18 protein-coding genes and 1 other RNA gene are annotated in these 20,225 nt (G+C 40.6%); all 19 read right to left on the bottom strand.

Annotation, left to right across the window (positions count from 1 at the left end; all coding sequences use genetic code 11):
• Positions 1 to 116: 116 nt before the first annotated feature.
• The 19 genes from T344_RS0117860 to T344_RS28595 all read right to left on the bottom strand — a co-directional run bounded on the left by T344_RS0117860 (position 117) and on the right by T344_RS28595 (position 20,224).
• A complete protein-coding gene (locus T344_RS0117860; RefSeq protein ID WP_027629840.1) occupies positions 117 to 803 on the bottom strand; it encodes a polyphosphate polymerase domain-containing protein in 687 nt (228 codons plus the stop codon).
• A gap of 330 nt (positions 804 to 1,133) precedes the next feature.
• Positions 1,134 to 2,777, bottom strand: coding sequence for a putative manganese-dependent inorganic diphosphatase (locus tag T344_RS0117855; protein ID WP_027629839.1), 1,644 nt, complete (start codon positions 2,775 to 2,777; stop codon positions 1,134 to 1,136).
• Positions 2,778 to 2,877: 100 nt separating this feature from the next.
• Positions 2,878 to 4,344: a sensor histidine kinase gene (locus tag T344_RS0117850; protein ID WP_027629838.1), complete on the bottom strand. Its 1,467-nt coding sequence runs from the start codon at positions 4,342 to 4,344 to the stop codon at positions 2,878 to 2,880.
• Positions 4,334 to 5,011 carry a response regulator transcription factor gene (locus T344_RS0117845; RefSeq protein ID WP_027629837.1) on the bottom strand — a complete coding sequence of 226 codons (678 nt, stop codon included), beginning with the start codon at positions 5,009 to 5,011 and terminating at the stop codon, positions 4,334 to 4,336. The genes T344_RS0117850 and T344_RS0117845 overlap by 11 nt, the downstream gene beginning before the upstream one ends.
• Positions 5,012 to 5,123: 112 nt before the next feature.
• Complete coding sequence (locus T344_RS29940) at positions 5,124 to 6,320, bottom strand: GGDEF domain-containing protein (protein ID WP_051572004.1); 1,197 nt, start codon at positions 6,318 to 6,320, stop codon at positions 5,124 to 5,126.
• Between the two features lie 473 nt (positions 6,321 to 6,793).
• Positions 6,794 to 7,345 carry a GNAT family N-acetyltransferase gene (locus T344_RS0117835; RefSeq protein ID WP_051572002.1) on the bottom strand — a complete coding sequence of 184 codons (552 nt, stop codon included), beginning with the start codon at positions 7,343 to 7,345 and terminating at the stop codon, positions 6,794 to 6,796.
• A 215-nt stretch (positions 7,346 to 7,560) separates the two neighbouring features.
• Positions 7,561 to 7,800, bottom strand: coding sequence for a hypothetical protein (locus T344_RS0117830; RefSeq protein WP_027629835.1), 240 nt, complete (start codon positions 7,798 to 7,800; stop codon positions 7,561 to 7,563).
• A gap of 100 nt (positions 7,801 to 7,900) precedes the next feature.
• The gene (locus tag T344_RS0117825) at positions 7,901 to 8,767 is read right to left on the bottom strand and encodes a GGDEF domain-containing protein (RefSeq protein WP_027629834.1); all 867 of its coding nucleotides are present in this window, start codon (positions 8,765 to 8,767) and stop codon (positions 7,901 to 7,903) included.
• Complete coding sequence (locus T344_RS0117820) at positions 8,764 to 9,114, bottom strand: hypothetical protein (RefSeq protein WP_004625609.1); 351 nt, start codon at positions 9,112 to 9,114, stop codon at positions 8,764 to 8,766. The genes T344_RS0117825 and T344_RS0117820 overlap by 4 nt, the downstream gene beginning before the upstream one ends.
• 263 nt (positions 9,115 to 9,377) lie before the next feature.
• The gene (locus tag T344_RS0117815; protein WP_027629833.1) at positions 9,378 to 10,253 is read right to left on the bottom strand and encodes an aminoglycoside 6-adenylyltransferase; all 876 of its coding nucleotides are present in this window, start codon (positions 10,251 to 10,253) and stop codon (positions 9,378 to 9,380) included.
• Between the two features lie 254 nt (positions 10,254 to 10,507).
• The gene (recR, locus tag T344_RS0117810) at positions 10,508 to 11,107 is read right to left on the bottom strand and encodes a recombination mediator RecR (RefSeq protein WP_004625641.1); all 600 of its coding nucleotides are present in this window, start codon (positions 11,105 to 11,107) and stop codon (positions 10,508 to 10,510) included.
• Positions 11,108 to 11,253: 146 nt separating this feature from the next.
• The gene (locus T344_RS0117805) at positions 11,254 to 11,619 is read right to left on the bottom strand and encodes a YbaB/EbfC family nucleoid-associated protein (protein WP_027629832.1); all 366 of its coding nucleotides are present in this window, start codon (positions 11,617 to 11,619) and stop codon (positions 11,254 to 11,256) included.
• A gap of 91 nt (positions 11,620 to 11,710) precedes the next feature.
• Complete coding sequence (dnaX, locus tag T344_RS0117800; RefSeq protein WP_027629831.1) at positions 11,711 to 13,462, bottom strand: DNA polymerase III subunit gamma/tau; 1,752 nt, start codon at positions 13,460 to 13,462, stop codon at positions 11,711 to 11,713.
• A gap of 224 nt (positions 13,463 to 13,686) precedes the next feature.
• An RNA gene (gene ffs, locus T344_RS30460) (signal recognition particle sRNA large type) lies at positions 13,687 to 13,950 on the bottom strand.
• A gap of 577 nt (positions 13,951 to 14,527) precedes the next feature.
• On the bottom strand, positions 14,528 to 15,427 hold the full coding sequence (locus tag T344_RS0117790; RefSeq protein WP_027629830.1) for a DUF350 domain-containing protein: 900 nt from the start codon (positions 15,425 to 15,427) through the stop codon (positions 14,528 to 14,530).
• 18 nt (positions 15,428 to 15,445) lie between these two features.
• The gene (locus tag T344_RS0117785; protein WP_027629829.1) at positions 15,446 to 16,045 is read right to left on the bottom strand and encodes a hypothetical protein; all 600 of its coding nucleotides are present in this window, start codon (positions 16,043 to 16,045) and stop codon (positions 15,446 to 15,448) included.
• 64 nt (positions 16,046 to 16,109) lie between these two features.
• Entirely contained in the window at positions 16,110 to 17,114 is a 1,005-nt protein-coding gene (locus T344_RS0117780; protein WP_242842105.1) for a hypothetical protein, read from the bottom strand.
• A gap of 892 nt (positions 17,115 to 18,006) precedes the next feature.
• Positions 18,007 to 18,705 (bottom strand): response regulator transcription factor, encoded by a 699-nt coding sequence (locus tag T344_RS0117770; RefSeq protein WP_027629827.1) that lies wholly within the window; start codon positions 18,703 to 18,705, stop codon positions 18,007 to 18,009.
• A 64-nt stretch (positions 18,706 to 18,769) separates the two neighbouring features.
• Entirely contained in the window at positions 18,770 to 20,224 is a 1,455-nt protein-coding gene (locus T344_RS28595) for a sensor histidine kinase (protein ID WP_051572001.1), read from the bottom strand.
• Position 20,225 lies beyond the last annotated feature (1 nt).

The following is a 20,225-nucleotide window of genomic DNA, read 5'->3' as shown; positions in this document are numbered from 1 at the left end:
TGGTAAATACTTTGAATATTTCGCACGGCCATAAATTCACAGGTTAGTTTGGAAGACAAACGCAAGTGAAGTCTTTCAAGCTAACCTCCATGAGCTGCAATAGCGGCCACAAAATGTCAGCCAAACACCCTGGCCTGTGCATATTTTGAAAAAGCAGTATTTCTTCTGTTGTCCAGCTGTATGATATCTCTTATTATATTGGGCAGGAACTCATCGTATTTCACTTCAAGAATTATGGGGTCACTGTCCCTGGTTTTAAGGGTGGGCAATTCCCTGTTAAAGAGTTCTTTTGAACTCAGCCCGGTTTTTATTTCACTGTCGATTGTTATACGTACATTGCCGGGTTCATATATATACGGCTCCCTTACGTAATCCACAAGAGTTTTTGGCCTCAATTGCTGGTAATTCATTTTAAAATAAAGCTCAATCAAAAGCGGATGGGTTGATCTTTTCATCCAGTCCAGATCACCTGAAATTATCATGCTGCATTGGCTTTCGGTCAGCCTGGCAGACCGTTTGAAACACAAACCGTTCACCTTTCCCTTTTTCTCAAGCCTGATAAAGGTTAAATCGTCATTATAGTACCTGATTCGGAATTTCTCCCTGTTATTGATGCCGTTTATTTTTTCCATCAAAGCTTTGTTGCTGTAATTGTCGAAATAAAGGCTTCTTATCCTGTATTTCCCGCTATCACCCGCATTAGGGTCAGGTTTGGCTATATATTTCAGCTTTTGCCGAAGAGCAATGTAATCGGAATAATTTATATTATGCTTTATTTCATGTCTCAACTTTGGCTCACCCATCTGTATCACCTCTTAATGTGAATTATTTTGACTGCTACAAGACAAATGATAATATACCAATGTGATGATTTTCTGAACATAACCTGATTTCTGTAAAAAAATTAACCTTTACTTAACATGTATATAACAAAACATATATATGACAAAATTTAATAAGCCGTATTCCTGTTAATCTCCGCAATAACATAAAAAGGACCGTCTTCATTATAAACTGAACCCCCAAACACCAGACACAGATCTGATGCTGGGAGCTGCAGCTCACCGAGACAGTCCTTTAACCGTTATATTTTATTGTTCAGAATGCTTTTGCAGCAACAGCAGGATATATGCTTACAGCATTTCTCTCTGTATTGCTCTGGAGAGCATGGGGATCACCTGTTTCTTTCTGGAAACTACACCGCCGAGGAAGGTACTGCTTTCGCCGTTTTTAATATTGAACGCCTTTTCCACAAGTCCTGCATTATCACCTGCGTAAAGTATTTCAGAGCCTTCGTTTATAATGTCCGTCACCATCAGAAGTATAAGACTGTAGCCCTTGTTCTCCTGAACGGTTTTCATGTGCTTCAGAAGGCTGTCCTTCACCTTTCTGAAGGCTTCTGAATCGCTGGAGTTTATCTGCCCTACTCCAATCTTGTATTTATTTAGAATAAAATCCTTAAAGTCATAGTCCAGTATTGTCTGCGGACTCATACCCTCCAGTGACGCACTGGCCTTGAACAATGCGGTTGAAAACTCTTCAATATTGATGTCGGCGATCTTGGCCAGCTTCTGGGCAGCCAGTTCGTCGGCATACGTACTGGTAGGAGATTTAAATTTCATTGTATCGGAAATTATAGCGGCACACAGTATTCCTGCTATCTTTTTTGAAGGATTCAAACCGTTTTCGAAATACATGTTCGCAATCAGAGTTGACGTACTGCCCACTGCATCGTTTTTAAAATATATGGGGTAACTTGTCTGAATATCCCCTATCCTGTGATGGTCAATTATTTCAAGGATATCGGCCTGCTCTATCCCGTCTATGGTTTGGGCTTTTTCATTGTGGTCCACAAGAATAATCTTTTTTCTTCTCTGGGAAATGAGATGGTATCTGGAAATAAAGCCCCTTATCCTTCCCTCGTCGTCGACGACAGGATAGCTCCTGTATCTGGTCTTGAGCATTTTTTCCTTTATGTTGTCTATATAGTCGTGAATGTTAAATAAAACGAGCTGCTTTCTGGTCATGATGTAGCTGACCGGTATGCTTTGATTTATAAGCCTCGCAGTGGTAAACGTATCATAGCATGTCTCCAGGACAATACAGCCTGTTTCCTGCGCATAATCCAATACTTCCTTATCTATCTGTCCTCCGCAGGTGAGAATCAGGCAGCTGACCCCTATGGAAATGGCCTTTAACTGGCTGTCCTTCCGGTTTCCGATAATGACGATGTCCCCCTTTTCCACAAAAGGCTCCATGTCCTCTGGAATCATTGCGGCAATAACCACTTTGCCTGCGGCCCTGAATTCATCTTCATTTCCACAGATAAGCCTGGCATTGAGGGTGTCGGTAATATTTCTCAAGGGCGTGCTGCTTGCCGAAAGAATATTGTTTTCAAGTGCATCCAGATAGCTGCTTGTAATATCCGACAGGGTGATTATCCCCAGCAGCTTGCCGTTTATATCGGCAACAGGCAGAACCTTGATATTGTTTTTCTGCATTATGCTCCAGGCTGACTTTATTGAGATGTCTTCCGAGACCGGATTGATTATGTCCATATTCAGATCCGACACCTGGGTACGGACAGTCTCCTTATACTCTGGGACATCTACACCGAAATATTTGAGCACAAACTCCGTTTCTCTGTTAATATCACCGATCCTTACCGGTAAAGCATCCATCGCATGCCTTCTTTTCAGTTCGGCATATGCTATGGCAGAACATATGGAATCAGTATCGGGATTCTTATGACCTGTAATATATATCAGTTCATTCACTAATCATGCCTCCACGAATATTTGAGTTTTTACAGCCAAGCTTTATTTTACACTAATACCCTGGTAATCGGCAAGAAATTTTCAGGTGTATTTCACATACCTAACTTTCTTCCTTATCCAGCTTCAATTCAAACCAGAAAATGCTGCCCTGGCCGTTTTTACTGATTACACCGTATTCCGCCCGGTGCATATCCAGAATTGTCTTAACGATGGACAAACCCAGGCCTGTGCCTATGGCAGCTCTTTTATAGGCCTTATCCGCCTTGTAGTATCTGTCCCAGATTAAAGGCAGCAGTTCTTCCTCTATTCCTTCCCCCGAATCTATTATTTCGATTTTAACATGTTCCCCTGTATTACTCTGTACAATTGTAACAGTTTTATCCGGCCCGGTATAAGTTATAGCATTGTTAATAAGGTTATATAAAACCTGGGATATTTTTACGGGATCGGCTTTTACCCAGGCGTCGCCGCTGCTGATGAATTTAAGCTTGTAACCATCCTGTTCTGTCAGTTTATTATACCGGAGCAATATTTCCTCGACACTTTTAGTCAGGTTGAAGCGTTCTGTTGTCAGGCTCTGGGTTCCCGACCTGAACTTTGAGATATCCATGATGTCATTCACCAGGGTAGTCAGTCTCCTGGCCTCATCAATTATTATCTGAATGTTTTCAGGCGTGTTCTCTCCCGGCAGGTCCCTCATGACCTCGCCGTAACCGGTTATCATGGTCAAAGGCGTTCTCAGGTCATGGGAGATATTCGCAATGAGCTCACGCCTTAACCCCTCCACCTTTGACAGTTCCTTTGCGGCATAATTGAGTGTATCGTTCAGTTCTGCAATTTCCAGATAACCTCTTCCTTCAAAGGTGGTTTCATAATTACCCTTTGCCAGTTCTTTAGCCGAATGGTTAATTTTAATAATGGGTCTTGATATTCTTTTTGAGACAAACAGAGCCAGGCCCAGTGCCAACAGGATTGTTATTATGGTGACATACACCAGCTGTACTCTCAGGGTATCCACTGTGGCATTGACCGGAGTAATGGTTGAATTAAGCATTAATACTACTTTTGAGCCATCCGCCTTCTGAACTATTCTAACATAGATCACACTTTCATCTATCCGTCCCACGCCCTTAGGCATCGGACCCTGAAAGTATTTTTCCTTAAGGAACGGGTCCCTGGGTTCACCTGTTCCCCTTGACTCAAGCAGTTCTCCGCCGTTTTGTTCAGCCTTTTTGTATAAATCATACAGTTCACTGCCCGGCATCCTGTGTATCAGGCTGTCGGGAGCCGCATCCGAGGAAAATACATTGGTTCCGTCCTCAAGCATAACCCTTATATAGGTTTGATTCTGCCTTGATAAAGAATCCAATAAGACATTAAGTTCCTCATTGTTAATATTCTTTTCAATTGTTTCAGCAGATGATTTGATATTGTTGATTTTTATCCGCCTGTAAAAGTCATCCAGAAATACAATCTGGAAGAACCATAGCATCACCAGCATTACCGCCGCAAAAAGGGCAAGATAAAAAAACAGCTTGTATTTTATACTCATTTTTTCAAGTTTCAAAACGATATCCCACCCCTCTGAGGGTAACTATATATCTGCTGTATTCACCAAGGCTCTTTCTAAGGAGTTTTATGTGGGTGTCCAGGGTCCTGTCGTCACCAAAGAAGTCGTAACCCCAGACATCGGTTATCAGTTTTTCCCTTGTCAAGGCTATACCCCTGTTTTTCACAAAATAGAACAATAGATCATACTCTTTCGGGGACATGTCGGTTCTATCCCCGTCAATATAGACAAGCCTGCCTGTAAAGTCCACCGTCAAACCCTCCAGGTTTACTACTTCCCTCTTGTTTTCTTCCATACCTGCTCCGCTGCTGCGCTTCATTATAGCACTGATCCTCATCATCAGTTCCTTTGGAGAAAACGGTTTTACAACATAATCGTCGATTCCAAGTTCAAACCCGTGGATCTTGTCATATTCCTCACCCCTTGCCGAAAGCATGAGTACGGGTATATTTTTTGTTTTCCTTATTTCCTTGCAGGCAGAGAAACCATCCAGTTCAGGCATCATAATATCCATTATTATGATATCGAAGTCCTTTTCCCGGCATACACCGACCGCTTCCATACCATCAGCTGCCTCGCTGACCTCATGGCCTTCAAAGACTGCATATTTCTTAATAATTTCACGTATCCCTGCTTCATCATCAACAACCAGAATCTTATACATACAGTCACCCTCTTATATTGGAAAGACCCTTCACGCCATTTCCGGAATGATATTATTATACATCATCTCCTGAAAATAATTGTGAAGGGCCGGTGAATTCCAAATGAAATTTTTAAACCATGGCCTTGATTGCCCTTTTGTTCCGGTACATCTGGCGGTCTGCCATGTCCAGCAAGCCCTCGACCGTTATATCCGCTTCCCCGTCATACTGGGAAAATCCATAGCTGATGCTGATTGTATAGTCCTTATTTGAAAACGGCTTTAACTGTTTTAATTCCCCTGATATCCTGCCCATGACCTTCTCGGAATATTCCATTGTACAACCCGGAAACACAATAACAAATTCATCTCCGCCAAGCCTGCTTATCACATCGGTTTCCCTTATATTATTTTTAATGGTGCATATAACCGTCTTTATAAGAAAATCTCCCTCTCTGTGTCCAAGCATATCATTGATAACCTTTAAATCATTTACATCGATATAGCATACCGTCAGATTCCTTCTCTGCTCTTTGCACAACTCCAGCTGCTCTTCTATGAACTTAAGCCCCGAACCTCTGTTAAGTGTTCCGGTCATTACATCCTTCAGATTGTTCATCTTCAATCTGTCATATTTTATCCTGTTGAGCAGGAAATAATTTATGAGGTATATGGTTCCGCCTATTGAGGCTATCAATACTGCCACTATGATTATAACATTCATATAAACCCTGCCGCTTTGGGTGATATTATTCTGGAACTCCGTTGTATAATCGAACAGGCTGAATAAGAATATGAGTATTACAAAAACCGTTATCAGGTTCCCGAAGAGTAAAACCATAAAGCGTTTGTTATTTTTATAAATCCTTTTACGTGCTTTTATAAAATCATCGGAAATAAACTTCAGGATTAAATAGGAAAACAAAAATATCAAAAGATCTCCAACCGTAACATGAATAAAACTGCTCCTGAACTCTGATTTATCCAGTTTCAGCGGATAAATATAAACAAGTGTCACCAGCAGTTCCCCGAAACCAAGTGTAAGCAGGCCGAAAAGAGCCGAAACCGAAGTGTAGTACATATTGTGTTTACAAAATATCATTATAATAAACACAGTAGCCAAAATATAACCTATTATTTTGATGCCCATGATTGAATCCGGCATTGTTACATTGATCAGAGCAACAATAGAAGCTATGGACAAGCTGCTGAAGACATAGTTTATCAAAGGAACTTTTTTCAGGTCGGTATTTAGTCTATATATTATGTAACAGATAGTTAATGAGGATAACAGCGCTGAATATGATTCCAGGATAATACTAAAAAGCAATACTAATCACTCCCATGTCCATTTTTACAAATGGCTACTTCATTATGTACTATTATATAATAAGGTTTTTTAAAAAATATTGGATGCAATTAATAGTATTATACTTTAATAAGCTAAAGTTTTTGTGGAAAATATCCAATCTGCCGATTAACATCCCAAATGCTCTCCTTTAAAGTCATACACGTTTTCTGCAGTCATTAACCTCCGACTTTTGCTGATATTAAAGTAATCCCGATAAGTTTATAATTATATTCTGCACTATTTCCCGAAGTTGTTAAAGTCTCAGAAGTACTCTATAGTAATCGAACCCTTTTGCAATTGAATCCATTAATTTATATAATATTCTATGCTAATCGGACTGTTTTAACAAGCATAAAGCTCGAATATTCAACATTATTCGAGCTTATTATAAATTTTGATTTAAATATATTTAACTGTCTGCCGATGCAAAGATCTTTGTCGGGCACTGCTGTTCATGGTTTTTGAACTCTTACAAAATAATCATCATATATCATGAGTTTCCTGTTCAAACTGTCAAACCCATTTTTCCGCAGAGAGGCTATACGTTCTACAGCAGAGGGAACAGCCTTGGTTAGAATTGCTTCAACATCAAATTCCCTATAAAAATTTTCATTGGCTATTTCCAAAATCTCATCAATGATTTGTTGATTCTCAAATTTACTCTGTAAATCAATCCTCAGTACTCCAAAATGGTTGAACTCATCTTCTGCAATCCTGTGAAACATCTCCACAGTCCCTATTTTGTCAGAAGTACCTTTAAGAATCACTGTCCATCTGACAAAGTATCCGTTGTCATAGGAAAAATCCCAGAAATTTATGGCCTGCCTCATTCTCTCAATAGTTGTATAGTGAAAATCATCTCCATGGCAGTTGTCCGAGTTAAATAACGGTACTGCATTTTCGTCGGAGTAGCATTTTAACAGTTCCTCTGCATCTTCCGTAACAGTTTTTCTCAGCGTAATAAGTTTTGACCTGTACTCAGGACACTTTTTATAGACCTCCATCACTAAAATACCCTCCATTTTATACTTATTGGATATGTAATCAATATCCGTTACACATCCAATAAATAGTATAATACAGGAGGGCCAAGAGAACAAGTGTTCTCTTCCTTTATTCTATATATATGTCCAAATTCCGATGCGAGAATTCCTTTGGCTCCAACCTTAAGCTTATGCATGCCCATGAAACCACTGCTAGACTCTATAAATCTTTTGTTTTATGGTAACTGTTTCAAAAGGAACCTGGGATCAATATCAGGATTGCCCGGAATCAGCATTTTGGGGTCACAATTATAATTCGGAGAAATAAATGCCTTTTTATCTATAGTCTGATTGATCCCGGCATTTTTTAAACTGTTTGCCTCATTTGAGATTTCAGCAACACAAATTGACGGTAAAAAAACTGAAGTAATAGCAGTTAATGTAAAAGCACTTAACAAAACCTTGACTTTTTTCATAATTTCCCACCTCGAATACTTTTGACGATGGATATTATAAAAAGTTCCAAATATAATAATAAATATTCAATAAAGAATAAATCAACCGGCTTTACCGGCCTTATATGGCCATTTCATCAATAGTTCCGCTGAATCCCAACACCAGATTTTCCTTTTCCTTTTTTGCCTTTGTGGAAGCAAGGCTTGCAAGATTAATGAGATTTGTAATGTTTTTGTACATATCCCCGTCTCTTGAATTGCACCTCTTCTTTCCTCCGGCAATTCCCGCTGAAATCCCGACACTTATATCACCAATAAAGTTATGTTGTCTGACCCTGTTCAATACCGACTGTGCCAGTACCTCGCAGTCCTCTGCACATTTACCCGTTAAAAGGGCAAATTCATCACCGCCGTATCTGCAGAGGAATGTGTCTGCCGGCACACACTCTTTAAGAATTTTGGAAATTTCCTTTAAAATATTATCCCCTACGGTATGCCCATATTTTTTATTGATATATCCAAAGTTATTCACATCAAAAAATATGATGGATATCTCTCCGCCCTGATCCAGGAGTTTTTGAGATTTATGTATAATGTAGCTGCTTTTATATAAACCCGTCAGCATATCAACGTGCTTGCCAATTTCAATGTCAACAGCACTTTTCGTTATTACCCCGGTGACCTCATCCCCGTGGGTAACAATAAGAATCTGGCTGCTCTCATCTTCAAAAAGTTCCTTTGCACTCCAAACAGATTCGTTCTCATCAATATACTTGCATCTTCCCGACATGGCATCCAGTACAATCCTGTTGGGATGAGCCGTTATCAAATCATTCCTGGTCAGGATTCCAACAATCTCTCCATTTTCAATGACCGGAAAACAGTCGTAATGATCTTTTTCTACTATCTTCTGAATCCGCCTGATTCCCCAAAAGGCATCAACCGTTGTATAGTCTTTTATCATAATTTCAAAAACTTTTCTTATCATAAATCTATTGCTTTGCTAACATGAAGCACAATATTCACCTGTGCTTTAACTATTGTTGCTTCGTTAGCAACCTGCTCCCCTTCCTCCAGCATAAGTCCAACCAGTTTTTCTTTCGGAAGCATGCTGAAAAGGGCCTTTCTTACAACCATTGCCTCTATAACCGGATGGTCCACCTTTATAATTTCGTACTGTTCCGGAGACAATATATCTACCATACGTCTTGCTGCCTCCGGACCGATGGGTGCCCTCCTGCCCACAAATAATACATCCTGCATGGGGGGCATCTCAAATTCGGACATACGCATGGTAATCTCAGCTTTTTTTGAACCATCTACGCTTTTCGACATTCTTCATCCTTCTTCCGTTTATTTTACTTGGTATTTTATCACATTCTGGTTAATTATTCTATTCGAATAATATTATATTTTCCGCAAAGTTCAATTATATATACAGTTATATATACAGTTGATGTATAGTGTTGTAACAACATTGAAAGTTTTGAAAACATATCTGAAATACACAGGTAGACTTAATCAAAATCCGACATTTTCCCTGCTGCGAATTGCTCCATACCTTTTCTGAATGAAGCATTACGTCCCTGATAAATATTCTATAAATATATTTCTTTAGCGTCTTTGGGTAAAACATGAACATCTTTTAAAAATTTCAAACTGTTATTTGCCTCAGTTTCGTTATACTTAATATTCATAGTATGAGATATCTCTCTGGCAATATCATCAAATAAATCACACATGATAAAAACTGCCTCCCAAATATTTTTTATAACTCCTGAAGGGTAGGTTTTCAAGAATGCGTTCCAATTATTTTCTTCCAGCCATTTATACATATATTTGCCCGACTTCCCAATACTGACAGTGAAATTTGTTTTATATCCGATTTTCCAACCCAAAAGACGTATTAGCTGAGGCCGGACAACTAAATTCAGCATGTCCATAACATATGGTACTTCTTCCCGCCACAAACCTTTGGCTACATTATTAAGACACCACCAGAATTCATTGCATGTATCTAGAAATTGAACTTCTGTGGGTTTCTTTATCCAATAATCCTCATCGGTTGCTTCCGGAATATCGGGCAGATATTTATCCTTATCAAGCAGTATCCTGCAAAGCCTGTCTTCTTTAATTCCTTTAAGTGCTTGGTTTAATGTGCATACATGCAAATCAAGACGGTTTCCGTCAGCAAATTGAATCAGCCAGCCATAGCAATTTTCCATATCACTTGGATAATACGAATTTTCTTCAGGATACTGCATATACAACCGTTCACCAAATTGGTCGATCCACTGCCTGTCTTCACGAAATGATTTCGTTTCCTCAACAACATATACAATATCATAATCCTGAAAAATATCCTTTACAGCATTAGGATTGGTTCTTGAACCGTTCATAAAAACTGCACAAACTCGTTTATCCTTTTCGGCGATATTTAATATTAAATCAAACATATCCTGCTCTGTACGCATAGAACCTCCTGTTTTTATAACCCAGCCTCTTTCAGCTCTTTTTAATACACTAATAATATCAATAATCTTCCATATGGTCAAACAACTGGCAGACAAGCAAAAAGCCATAGTACCATTGCATTTTCCAATAGTAAAAATTCCTTGATTTTTACTTTGCAATTTCCTATGACTTCTGATTAAACTTTTTTTATCTGATGATAAAACTCTTTTACCATGCAGTAAAACTCTTTTTTGCCGTAACCCCGGAACTGACGTTATATCTCCCGCCTGCCTTCCAGGGCCTTTGCCAGCGTAACCTCATCAGCGTATTCAAGATCTCCTCCCACAGGGATTCCGTGGGCTATCCGGGTAGTTTTTATACCCAGTGGCTTAATCAGCTTTGAAATGTACATGGCGGTGGCTTCCCCCTCCACATTGGGGTTGGTTGCTAAAATTACTTCCTTGACCTGCCCGTCTCCCAGTCTTCTGATCAGCTCTTTTATACGAATTTCTTCCGGTCCTATGCCCAGCATGGGAGAAATTGCCCCGTGCAGGACATGATACAAACCTTTAAACTCCCTGGTGCGTTCCATAGCCACAACATCCCTTGCATCCTGTACAACGCAGATAGCGGATTTGTCCCTGGAGTTGCCGCTGCACAAAGGGCATGGGTCGGTATCGGTCAGATTGCTGCAAACCGAACAGTATTTTGTTTTTTGCTTTGCATCCAGTATTGAATTAGCCAGTCCCTGAACCTTTTCCATCGGCATGTTGATAACATGAAAAGCCAGTCTTTGTGCAGACTTGTGTCCAATACCGGGCAGCTTCTGAAATTCCTCTACAAGTTTTGCAACAGGAACTGCGAAATAATCCATTTTACCCTCCGTGCTCCCGGTGTACTTTATAGTGCACCAATATGATGGTTATATGACATTTTATTGTGCATAAAAATAATTTCAACAGCTAACAAAAACGCCCTGACGGGCGCTTTTGCCATAGAAAAATTTATTTGCGCAAAATCCTAGAACAGACCGGGCAATCCGCCTAAGCCTCCAGTAATCTTGCCCATCTCTGAATTTGCAAGTTCATCTGCTTTTCTAAGTGCTTCGTTTACCGCACTTAATATGAGATCCTGAAGCATTTCCACATCATCCGGATCAACAACCTCAGGTTTAATAACAATCTCTTTAATTTCCTTCTTACCTGTTGCAACTATTGAAATTGCTCCGCCGCCTACAGAAACCTCAACGGTTTTACCCTCCAATTCCTGCTGGGCCTTTTCCATATCCCTCTGCATCTTTTGTGCCTGCTTCATAAGGTTATTCATGTTTCCTCCGCCGCCGAAGCCTCCGCCAAAGCCGCCTCCTGGAAATCCGCCTTTTGCCATATATTACATCCTCCTGTTAACTGGATTTTTATAATTATCGAAATAATAAAATATCTGATTTCATTATTTAGCCATTCCCTAATATTATAACTTATTCATCTATTATATCAAGGTGAACATTCAGTTTACCTGCAATTTCCCTTGCATTTTTTAACAAAGTACTTTCCTGCTCCTCACTTTTTTCCGAAACCGGACCTGGAACAATGTTTCCAAGCTCCTCCTCATCTATAAACTTGATACGGACCTGCCTGCCAAGCTTTTTCTGCAGGACATTATAAAGCACCTCGACGTACTCGGGCTTTGCCACAACATTTTTAAAGGATCCCACTCCTTCCGGGAAAACCACCAGTATTGTCGACTCATCACCTGCCACAGCCCTCGTGGAAGCTAAATAGGTCACCAGCATCATTCTCCCGCTGGCCTTAAGCTCGGTCATTACCTCCGGCCAGACTTCCAAAGGCTGATGGGCAGCCAAATTATTTCCCCCGGTGCCGGCGGCTGAAGCAGTACTGCCGCCGGATGCCTTGCTGCCTGCCGCCGACGGAGGTGCAAAGGGATTTTGTACCCCGCCGCCGTCGGGAACCGGCGGCATTCTGTCCAGTACTTTTTCCGAAGTCCGGCCCTGTGCGGCAAAACCTGCCGCAGGCGCAGCATCGCTGCCACTCCGGGGCTGGGCTGCGCCTGCACCGGATCTTATGGCATTTTCAAGATCGGTTATTCTGTCAGCCAGAGCATTATTGCCCTCTCCCTGGCCATAGTTCCCTACGCTTATGGAGATAAGCATCACTTCCAGGAACACCCTCTGGTTCAGGGCGTATTTGAGCTGGGATTCAAAGGCTGACAGTTCCTTTATGATTGAAATAATTCTTTCCCTGGTAAAGGCTTCAGACTGCTGCATCATATTATCGAGATACTGACTGCTGACATCAATAATACCGGCAGGGTTATCAGTTATCTTGCAGAGCAGCAGATTTCTGAAATACATTACCAGATCGGATGCAAACCTGAGGATATCCCGCCCGTTTGAGGACAGCCTTTCAACACCGTTGACCAGTCCTTCCACATTTGTATCTTTTATATAATCGACTATTTCCGAAATAAAATCGTCACTGACTATCCCTATTACATTGAGAACATCCTGATGGGTAATGTCCTTGTTGCCCACTGAAATACACTGGTCGAGAATACTTAAAGCATCTCTCATGGCGCCGTCGGCCAGTCTGGCAATCAGCAGGGCCGCGTCATCCTCCAGAGATATTCCGCTTGCGCCGGCGACTACCTTTACTCTTTCGGCTATGCTGCCGGGAGTAATCTTTTTAAAATCAAATCTCTGACACCTTGACAGTATGGTGGCCGGCAATTTATGCGGATCGGTGGTGGCCAGTATGAAAACCACATGCGCAGGCGGTTCCTCCAGTGTTTTAAGCAGAGCATTAAAAGCCCCTGCTGAGAGCATATGCACCTCGTCGATTATGTATACCTTGTAGCGTGCCTGCGACGGTGCATACACCACTTCATCCCTGATTTCCCTGATGTTGTCCACGCTGTTGTTTGAAGCCGCATCTATTTCAACGACATCCAGAATAGAGTCATTTAATATACCTTTGCATATTTCACATTCATTGCAGGGATCTCCATCTTTGGTATTGAGACAGTTTATTGCCCTGGCAAAGATTTTTGCCATAGTGGTTTTTCCCGTCCCCCTTGTGCCGCAGAAAAGGTATGCATGTCCGATACGTTCCGATTTTACGGTATTCTTGATAGTTCTGACCACATGTTCCTGCTCTACCACATCCTCAAAAACAAGGGGTCTCCATTTTCTATATAAGGCTGTATATGACATACTCCACTTCCTCTCTCCGGTTAAGCATCAGGTGTATCAGTAATTTTACCGCATTTATTATTGCTCACACGTATATATAATATTTTATATGAATTAAAGTAATAATTAAATAGTTGATTCAGCTGTTAATTATTGTCCCATAATTATCTCCCGTGAAACAAAATGAGCCTGTTCCACAAGTCACATGACTTTGAACAGGCTTGCTTTGTTTTATAAATGAATGGCCGTACACCTATCGTCGATAGAAATATATAGCCGTTACCTTCACAGTTAACTCTAACCAGGTAACCTAGCGGCACACAGAATTTACCGCTTACCGCTGCTTCCTTCCGGACCTGACGGGGTTCACAGACTTCTATTGCGCAAGACCCAATTTTCATTGCCACTTGCAAAGGGCAGGCACTACATACTAAAACCTCGGACAGGAATTCAATCCTGCTATAGCGGATTGCAGGTACAGGGCACCGCTACCTCCCCATCTAGTACGGCCAAAATTGGCTTATCGTAATGTATACTGTTCCAAATCCGTCTGTTCAATTTAATATATCGCCTACACCGAAATGAATTCGGCTTCGGCTCCGCAGACTATGTCTGCACACCCCGCTCTTGCGTGGTGTTTGAACAACATCAGTGGGAGATTGGTACTCACCGCTGAATGATTCTCCAATCGAAAATCCTCCACCTTAGAGGTGGGGACTGTATTAATTTGTTCAACTTCAGTACACTTTACACATTATAACCTAAATGCTGCTGCATAGCAATAGTTATCCTCCTGTAAATATTTGTAAGTTAAAATACCCGCCATTGACATCCGCATCGCTATTCATGGCAGAAAAAAAGCACCTCAGATTTATAAAATATAATAATTCCTGATAAATAGGTGCCCAAACTAACAAAAAACAAATCAATATGTTTAAAGGAGGAACAAAATGAAAAAGCTTATAATGGCTTTACACTTATTATTATACCACGATTTTCCTAAAATAATGTTAAGATTGTATAACAAATATTAATAAAATGTGAATAGTGGAGAGTTTGACCAAATATCCGCCCATACGCAGTCAACTACATTATAAAATTGACTATTATGGTGGCAATACCAACATAAAGTGCAACCTGCCCTATAGCAGCGCCGATATTGTCCTGTTCATATATTTCGTTCCATATATCCACCTTGACAATGCCTGTAAATATGAGCTTGAAGAGTGCCGAAAGGATTCCGAAAATAGCAAGGCTTACCGCGATTACTACCGACACGGTCAGCAATTCAAAGTCCATACTGTAGAAGGTCATCACACCTGCAATTATGGTCTGAACGGCAAACACAAAACCCAAAAGTCCTATTCCTGCCGCTGCATTGTTGTCAATAAACAGTTCTTTAAAAAGTGTTGTTCTTCTTCTCAAAACAAAGGAATAGCAGGTCAGGGCAATCAGCATAAATACCAGGAAAACCATAACCTCCAGCAGTATTTCAAGACCAAGTCCATTAATTATATCAATAAAGTCGATCAATTTGATCACATTTACAAAGATTATCGAAAGCGATACCGAAAATAGTGCGGCTCCTATATTCTTCTGCTGGCATATCTCCTTGTTAAGGCTAATCTTCCCGTGCTTATCGCTGGCGTCTATGAGCCTGATCATAAACCCTGAACACAGTCTCAGTATTGTTAAAATCGCTATGTAAAATATGGTATAACCCAGGCATACAGCCAGATCAATAAATATATTATCACTTGCCGAGCCTTTTATTCCGTGGCCCGCAAGATATAATACGGGAAATACAAAGGCTCCGATAAACTCAATCCAGGCAGCCAGGTTGTCTCTTGCAAACAAGGCATTCTTGAGATTTACATCCCTGAGGACTATATGATTGTAAATCAACCAGCCAAGCATAAATCCAACCGTAAGTATTACAAAGCTAAAGGAAATATCCTTTAAAAAAAAGCTTAAGTACTGTAACATATCGATCTCCTCCATAAATTAATCTTTGTCCAGGCCTTGGTACACCTTGTAAAGCGCGCCTTCAAACCTCTGCCCTATAAATATTCTGAACATTCCGTCGTCCTTCATCATCTCAATATTAAGGTACTCTGTTACACCGTCGGTCTCCCGCTGGTAGTCCCATACCTCAACCTCGACTTTTTTAGTTATTTTACCGGTATTCAGATCCAGAACCCTGATCGTTCCCCGTGTACCGTCAATTCTATAGTCGCACTGGGGCATAATGCATCTTTCATATTCGGTGCCATCGGGAGTGGTGATGTACTTCTGTCCTGCCACATTAAGGAATTCCTCGGAGAAAGGGACGGTATCATCCAGAAAGTACACATATGTTTCGGGTGCCGCTTCCTCTTCCTGGGAGCTGTATACCTCAAAGACATATTCTGTTTCATCTACCTTTGAAAATAGTAAATATCTTGTATATGGGTGCTGCCCCACATCCATCTGTATTATTTTTTCAAAGGTAAAGAAGCCTTCCAGCTCCAGTTCCTTCAGGTTAAACTCTATCATTGAATTTTTATTGATATTTAAAGGATTTAATATTTCCGAAGCTTCATTCCTATTCAAAAAATCAAACATATTTCCTCCATTTATGCTCTGAGTTATACTCTGAGCCTTCAAATACCCGGGGTTATCCGGAAATTTAATAAATCCTGCTGTAATGGGATTTCTTTGGCTTGGGTTTTGACAATTTCCTGATCACTATAACCAAAGCAACTGCCGATATGATTATGATAACTACCGCAGTGCCGCTGCTTGCTGAGTTTGTGGAATACTTATCGGTATAATAAATCTTATCCACATTCTCCTCCTGATACTGTTGAGAAAACTGCAAATCAGGATCGGTATCAGGATCGATATAGTTGGGGTCTCTCTGTACTCCCTGTTTTTCAAGCTCTCCTACCCTTTTCTCAAGCTTTTCATATTCCTGCTGGTTGAAATAGCTTTTATAGGGTGCTATTTCAAGCCAATGGTGGAACCAGAACATTTCAGAGGCTCTCATAAGGAACCACAAATCCCATGGCCCCACATAGGCATATCCATAAGAAAAAGGATTGCCGAACATTCCGGTATTGACATTAATGAATACAGGTCTTTTTCCAAAGGAATTTATTCTTGAGGTCCTGCTTTTCATTGCATCCTCAAAGCCCATCCTTCTGGAACCGGTCCCGTAATCACGTTTCATGGAATCATTGTAAACCTTTTGCTGCTCAGTGTTCAGTTTTTGCTTGTAGGTATTGAATTTTTTTCCCGAAACCTGTTTTTTATAAGAGTCCTGCATATAGGAATACTTTTTTGAAGCAGATTTTGTTGCAAAGCTCTTTGCTCCTGAGCCCGACGATCCGCTGTAGGATTTGGAAGTCCCGGGTATGCTCCTTGATCCGGAGCTCTTTGAACCCGAACTCTTTGAGCCCGAACTCTTTGAGCCGAAGATTTTAGAACCCGAGCTTTTGGAAGTGCTGCTCTTTGCCTTTGACGAACCGAACAGCCCTCCGCTCTTTGATGAACCCTTATAGCTTCTGCTGTACGACTTCGAGAAAGATCTGGCTCCGCCAAAGGACCTGGCCTTTGCGTAAATTCCGGCTGTAGAGGTAAAAATAAATACTAGTATCAGTACTATGGCAACTATTCTTTTTTTCACAGACATCCCTCACATTTTTTAATCTATTTAGATTAGGGCAGTTAAAATACCAATTTGTAATACAATCATTACACAGTTTAATTAATTGTACGTAAAACCTTATTTTTTGTATTATGGTATTATTATAGTTTTTAGTTATTTATTATATCACGAATTGGTTATGCTTTACATGGGCTATTTTTGTTTAGAAAGCCCGGCGGCAGGATAAACTAAATAAACCCGTTGTGCCGTTAACCGACCGGCTGTTTGACGGGCTTAAATATTTTAAAAAATTTTAACAAATAAAATGTATAAGAAAATACAAAAAAGGCAATAACTATAACTGACCCCACAAAATACATTTTAACCCCCTAAAAATGCTCCGGCCTGGCCGGGCATTTTTTTTATTGCAGCACATTCAACACACTACTGTTTAAAGGTGAACCGCAAGTGTTTTCCGTCAGGAGGCCTATTTGAGCAGTACCGAAATGGTTGGTACGGGAGAACTGTTAAATGTTCAACATGTATTTAAATTACCCCGTTGTGCTAATTAAAATTTTGTTTTGCCTTACAGATAGATTTAATCAGAATCAACTGGTACGCGGGTACAACTTCATGAAATAAGATGCACAGTTAAAAACAATTGCGGTAAATTGTCGACGAAGGTAAAGTGGTTTTGCCGGCAAAGCAACAGGACGTTGCTTTGAGCTTCAAATCAAGACAGGAGGTCGAGTTTGAGCGACGGCAAAACCGCTTTAAATGAGGCGATACAATTTTCGTAATTGTTTTGGGGGCATCCTTATTTCATGAAGTTAGTACGGAAGTTACCATTTGATATAAAAAATTACACAGGTAAAGCAAAAAATTAAATTAACTGGCACAACACCTTAAATTAGGTTATATTTGGGTATTGCGGTATCTATACTTTAAACCTGTACCCTGCACCCCATATCGTCTCAATGAACTGTTCATTGTCCTTATCCCTTTCAATTTTATCCCGGATTTTACCTATGTGAACCGTTATGGTCGCACTGTCGCCAAAATAGTCCATTCCCCAGACTCTTTCCAGCAGTGTTTCCTTACTGAACACATGGTTGGGATTCTGTGCAAGAAAAAGAAGAAGATCATATTCCTTGGTTGTAAGGATTATTTCTTCCCCATTCAGAGTTACGCGTCTTGCATCAAGATTTATTGCAAGCCCTCTTATAATCAGCTCAGTCTGCTTATGGCTTCTCCCTGACCTGCTCAGCTTCTCAAAGCGGCTTATGTGTGCTTTTACACGGGCAACCATTTCATTGGGGCTGAACGGTTTTGTGATGTAATCATCCGCCCCCAGGCCCAGTCCTCTGATTTTATCAATATCATCCTTGCGAGCTGAAACCATCAGTATGGGAGTTTCTTTTCTGGAGCGTATTCTCCTGCATATTTCAAAACCATCCATCCCGGGAAGCATCAGATCCAGAACCACAAGATCAAAGGACTCATTCAAAGCCAGTTCGAGCCCTCTTGCTCCATTCTGGCTTATTACCACATCGAAGTTGTCGATCTCCAGATAATCTCTTTCCAGCTCGGCAATAGCCAGATCATCTTCAATAATTAAAATTCTCTTCTTTTCCATTTAGCCTCCATGTTCCCATATGCGCATCAGCTTTCCGGACTGAGCCTTAAAGCTGTACTCCATGTCACCCCTGGGGGATTTCGAATGAGATTTCGGTCCATTCTCCTTTTATACTATCAGCCTGGATTTTACCTTTGTGCTGTTCTATTATTTGCCGCGTAATGGCAAGCCCCAGCCCCGATCCCCCTGTATTTCTGTTTCTGGAAGGATCTGTCCTGTAAAAGCGGTCGAATATTTTTTCAAGTTCATTTTTATCAATTCCCATGCCGTTATCCTTGATTTTAACAACCAGAAAACCGTTTTGCTCTTCAAATACAATATTAAGGAGTTTGCGTTCTTTTTCCATGAATTTTAAGGAATTGCTTACAATATTCAGTATCACACGCTTGATCTTCTGACTGTCCAGAAGAACTTTAAAGTCGGAGGATACTTTGCATTCCGAGGCCAGTTCAACCCCTTTGCCGTCAAGCTCCAGATGCAGCTCCTGCATACAATTTTTATAAAATTCCGGTATATCTATATAATCCTTGTTAAAAGGTTCTTTTCCCAAATCAAGCTTGGAAAATAAAAATAAATCATCTATCATTGCATTCATATCAACTGTCTTTGTATAAATGACATCCAGGTACCTGGACAGTTTTACGGGGTCGTTTGCAACACCGTCCCGTATTCCCTGGATATAACCCTTTATTGAGGTAATTGGTGTCTTCAGATCATGTGTTATGTCCGAAAAAAGCTGCTTTCTGCTTTCCTCCATCTGAAGCTGGCTGGTAATGGATTTTTTCAGTTCAGCCCTCATTATTTCATAAGACCGTATAACACTTCCTATTTCATTGTTGGAATTTGATTGCAGATGAAAGTCCAGATTTCCCCGGGCTATCTCTTTGGCACTGTTATCCAGCTTCTTCAGGGGAATGACGATATCCTTTGTTATTATCCACATTAAAGGCCCGATTATTATGGCGGCCAACAATATCAGCACAGCCAGAAGGACATTATATCCGGGGCCTATAATCTTTCCAGTCTGTTTGAATACAAAGAAATAATCAAGTGAATCCACATCGTGAAAATCATATTTTAAAACAAAATACTCCTGTTTATTCCAGGTAACATTGCTGTTGCTGATAGATAAATCATGCTTATCCGCATATCTTTCTTTTGCAGCTGCCTCAATTTGCCTGAATAGATTCTCATCAGCAAGCTCTGTCCCATAAGCCCTGTACTTCTGATTGTTTTTTACCAGAAGGAAACCGTTAAAAGGTTTTATCTGTTCTGCAAGATTTGCAGCAAAACTGTCCTGCGCCAGAGTATCAGGATAATATTTCTCTGTATACCTCAAATCCACAACCACATCAACCACCCGGCTTACAGCCGATTCTCCGGTCTGGTCGCCTATGACCGACCTGGCTATTTGACCCATGGTATGGGTAATAATGCCGACTCCGAACACAATGACAATAACCACGGTTATAATCAGCATTATCAAATATGTTAAAATCAGCTTAACCCTTAGAGACATT

It is taken from the genome of Ruminiclostridium cellobioparum DSM 1351 = ATCC 15832, from assembly GCF_000621505.1.
Taxonomy (GTDB): domain Bacteria; phylum Bacillota; class Clostridia; order Acetivibrionales; family DSM-1351; genus Ruminiclostridium; species Ruminiclostridium cellobioparum.
This window is presented reverse-complemented; position numbering and strand designations above follow the sequence as displayed.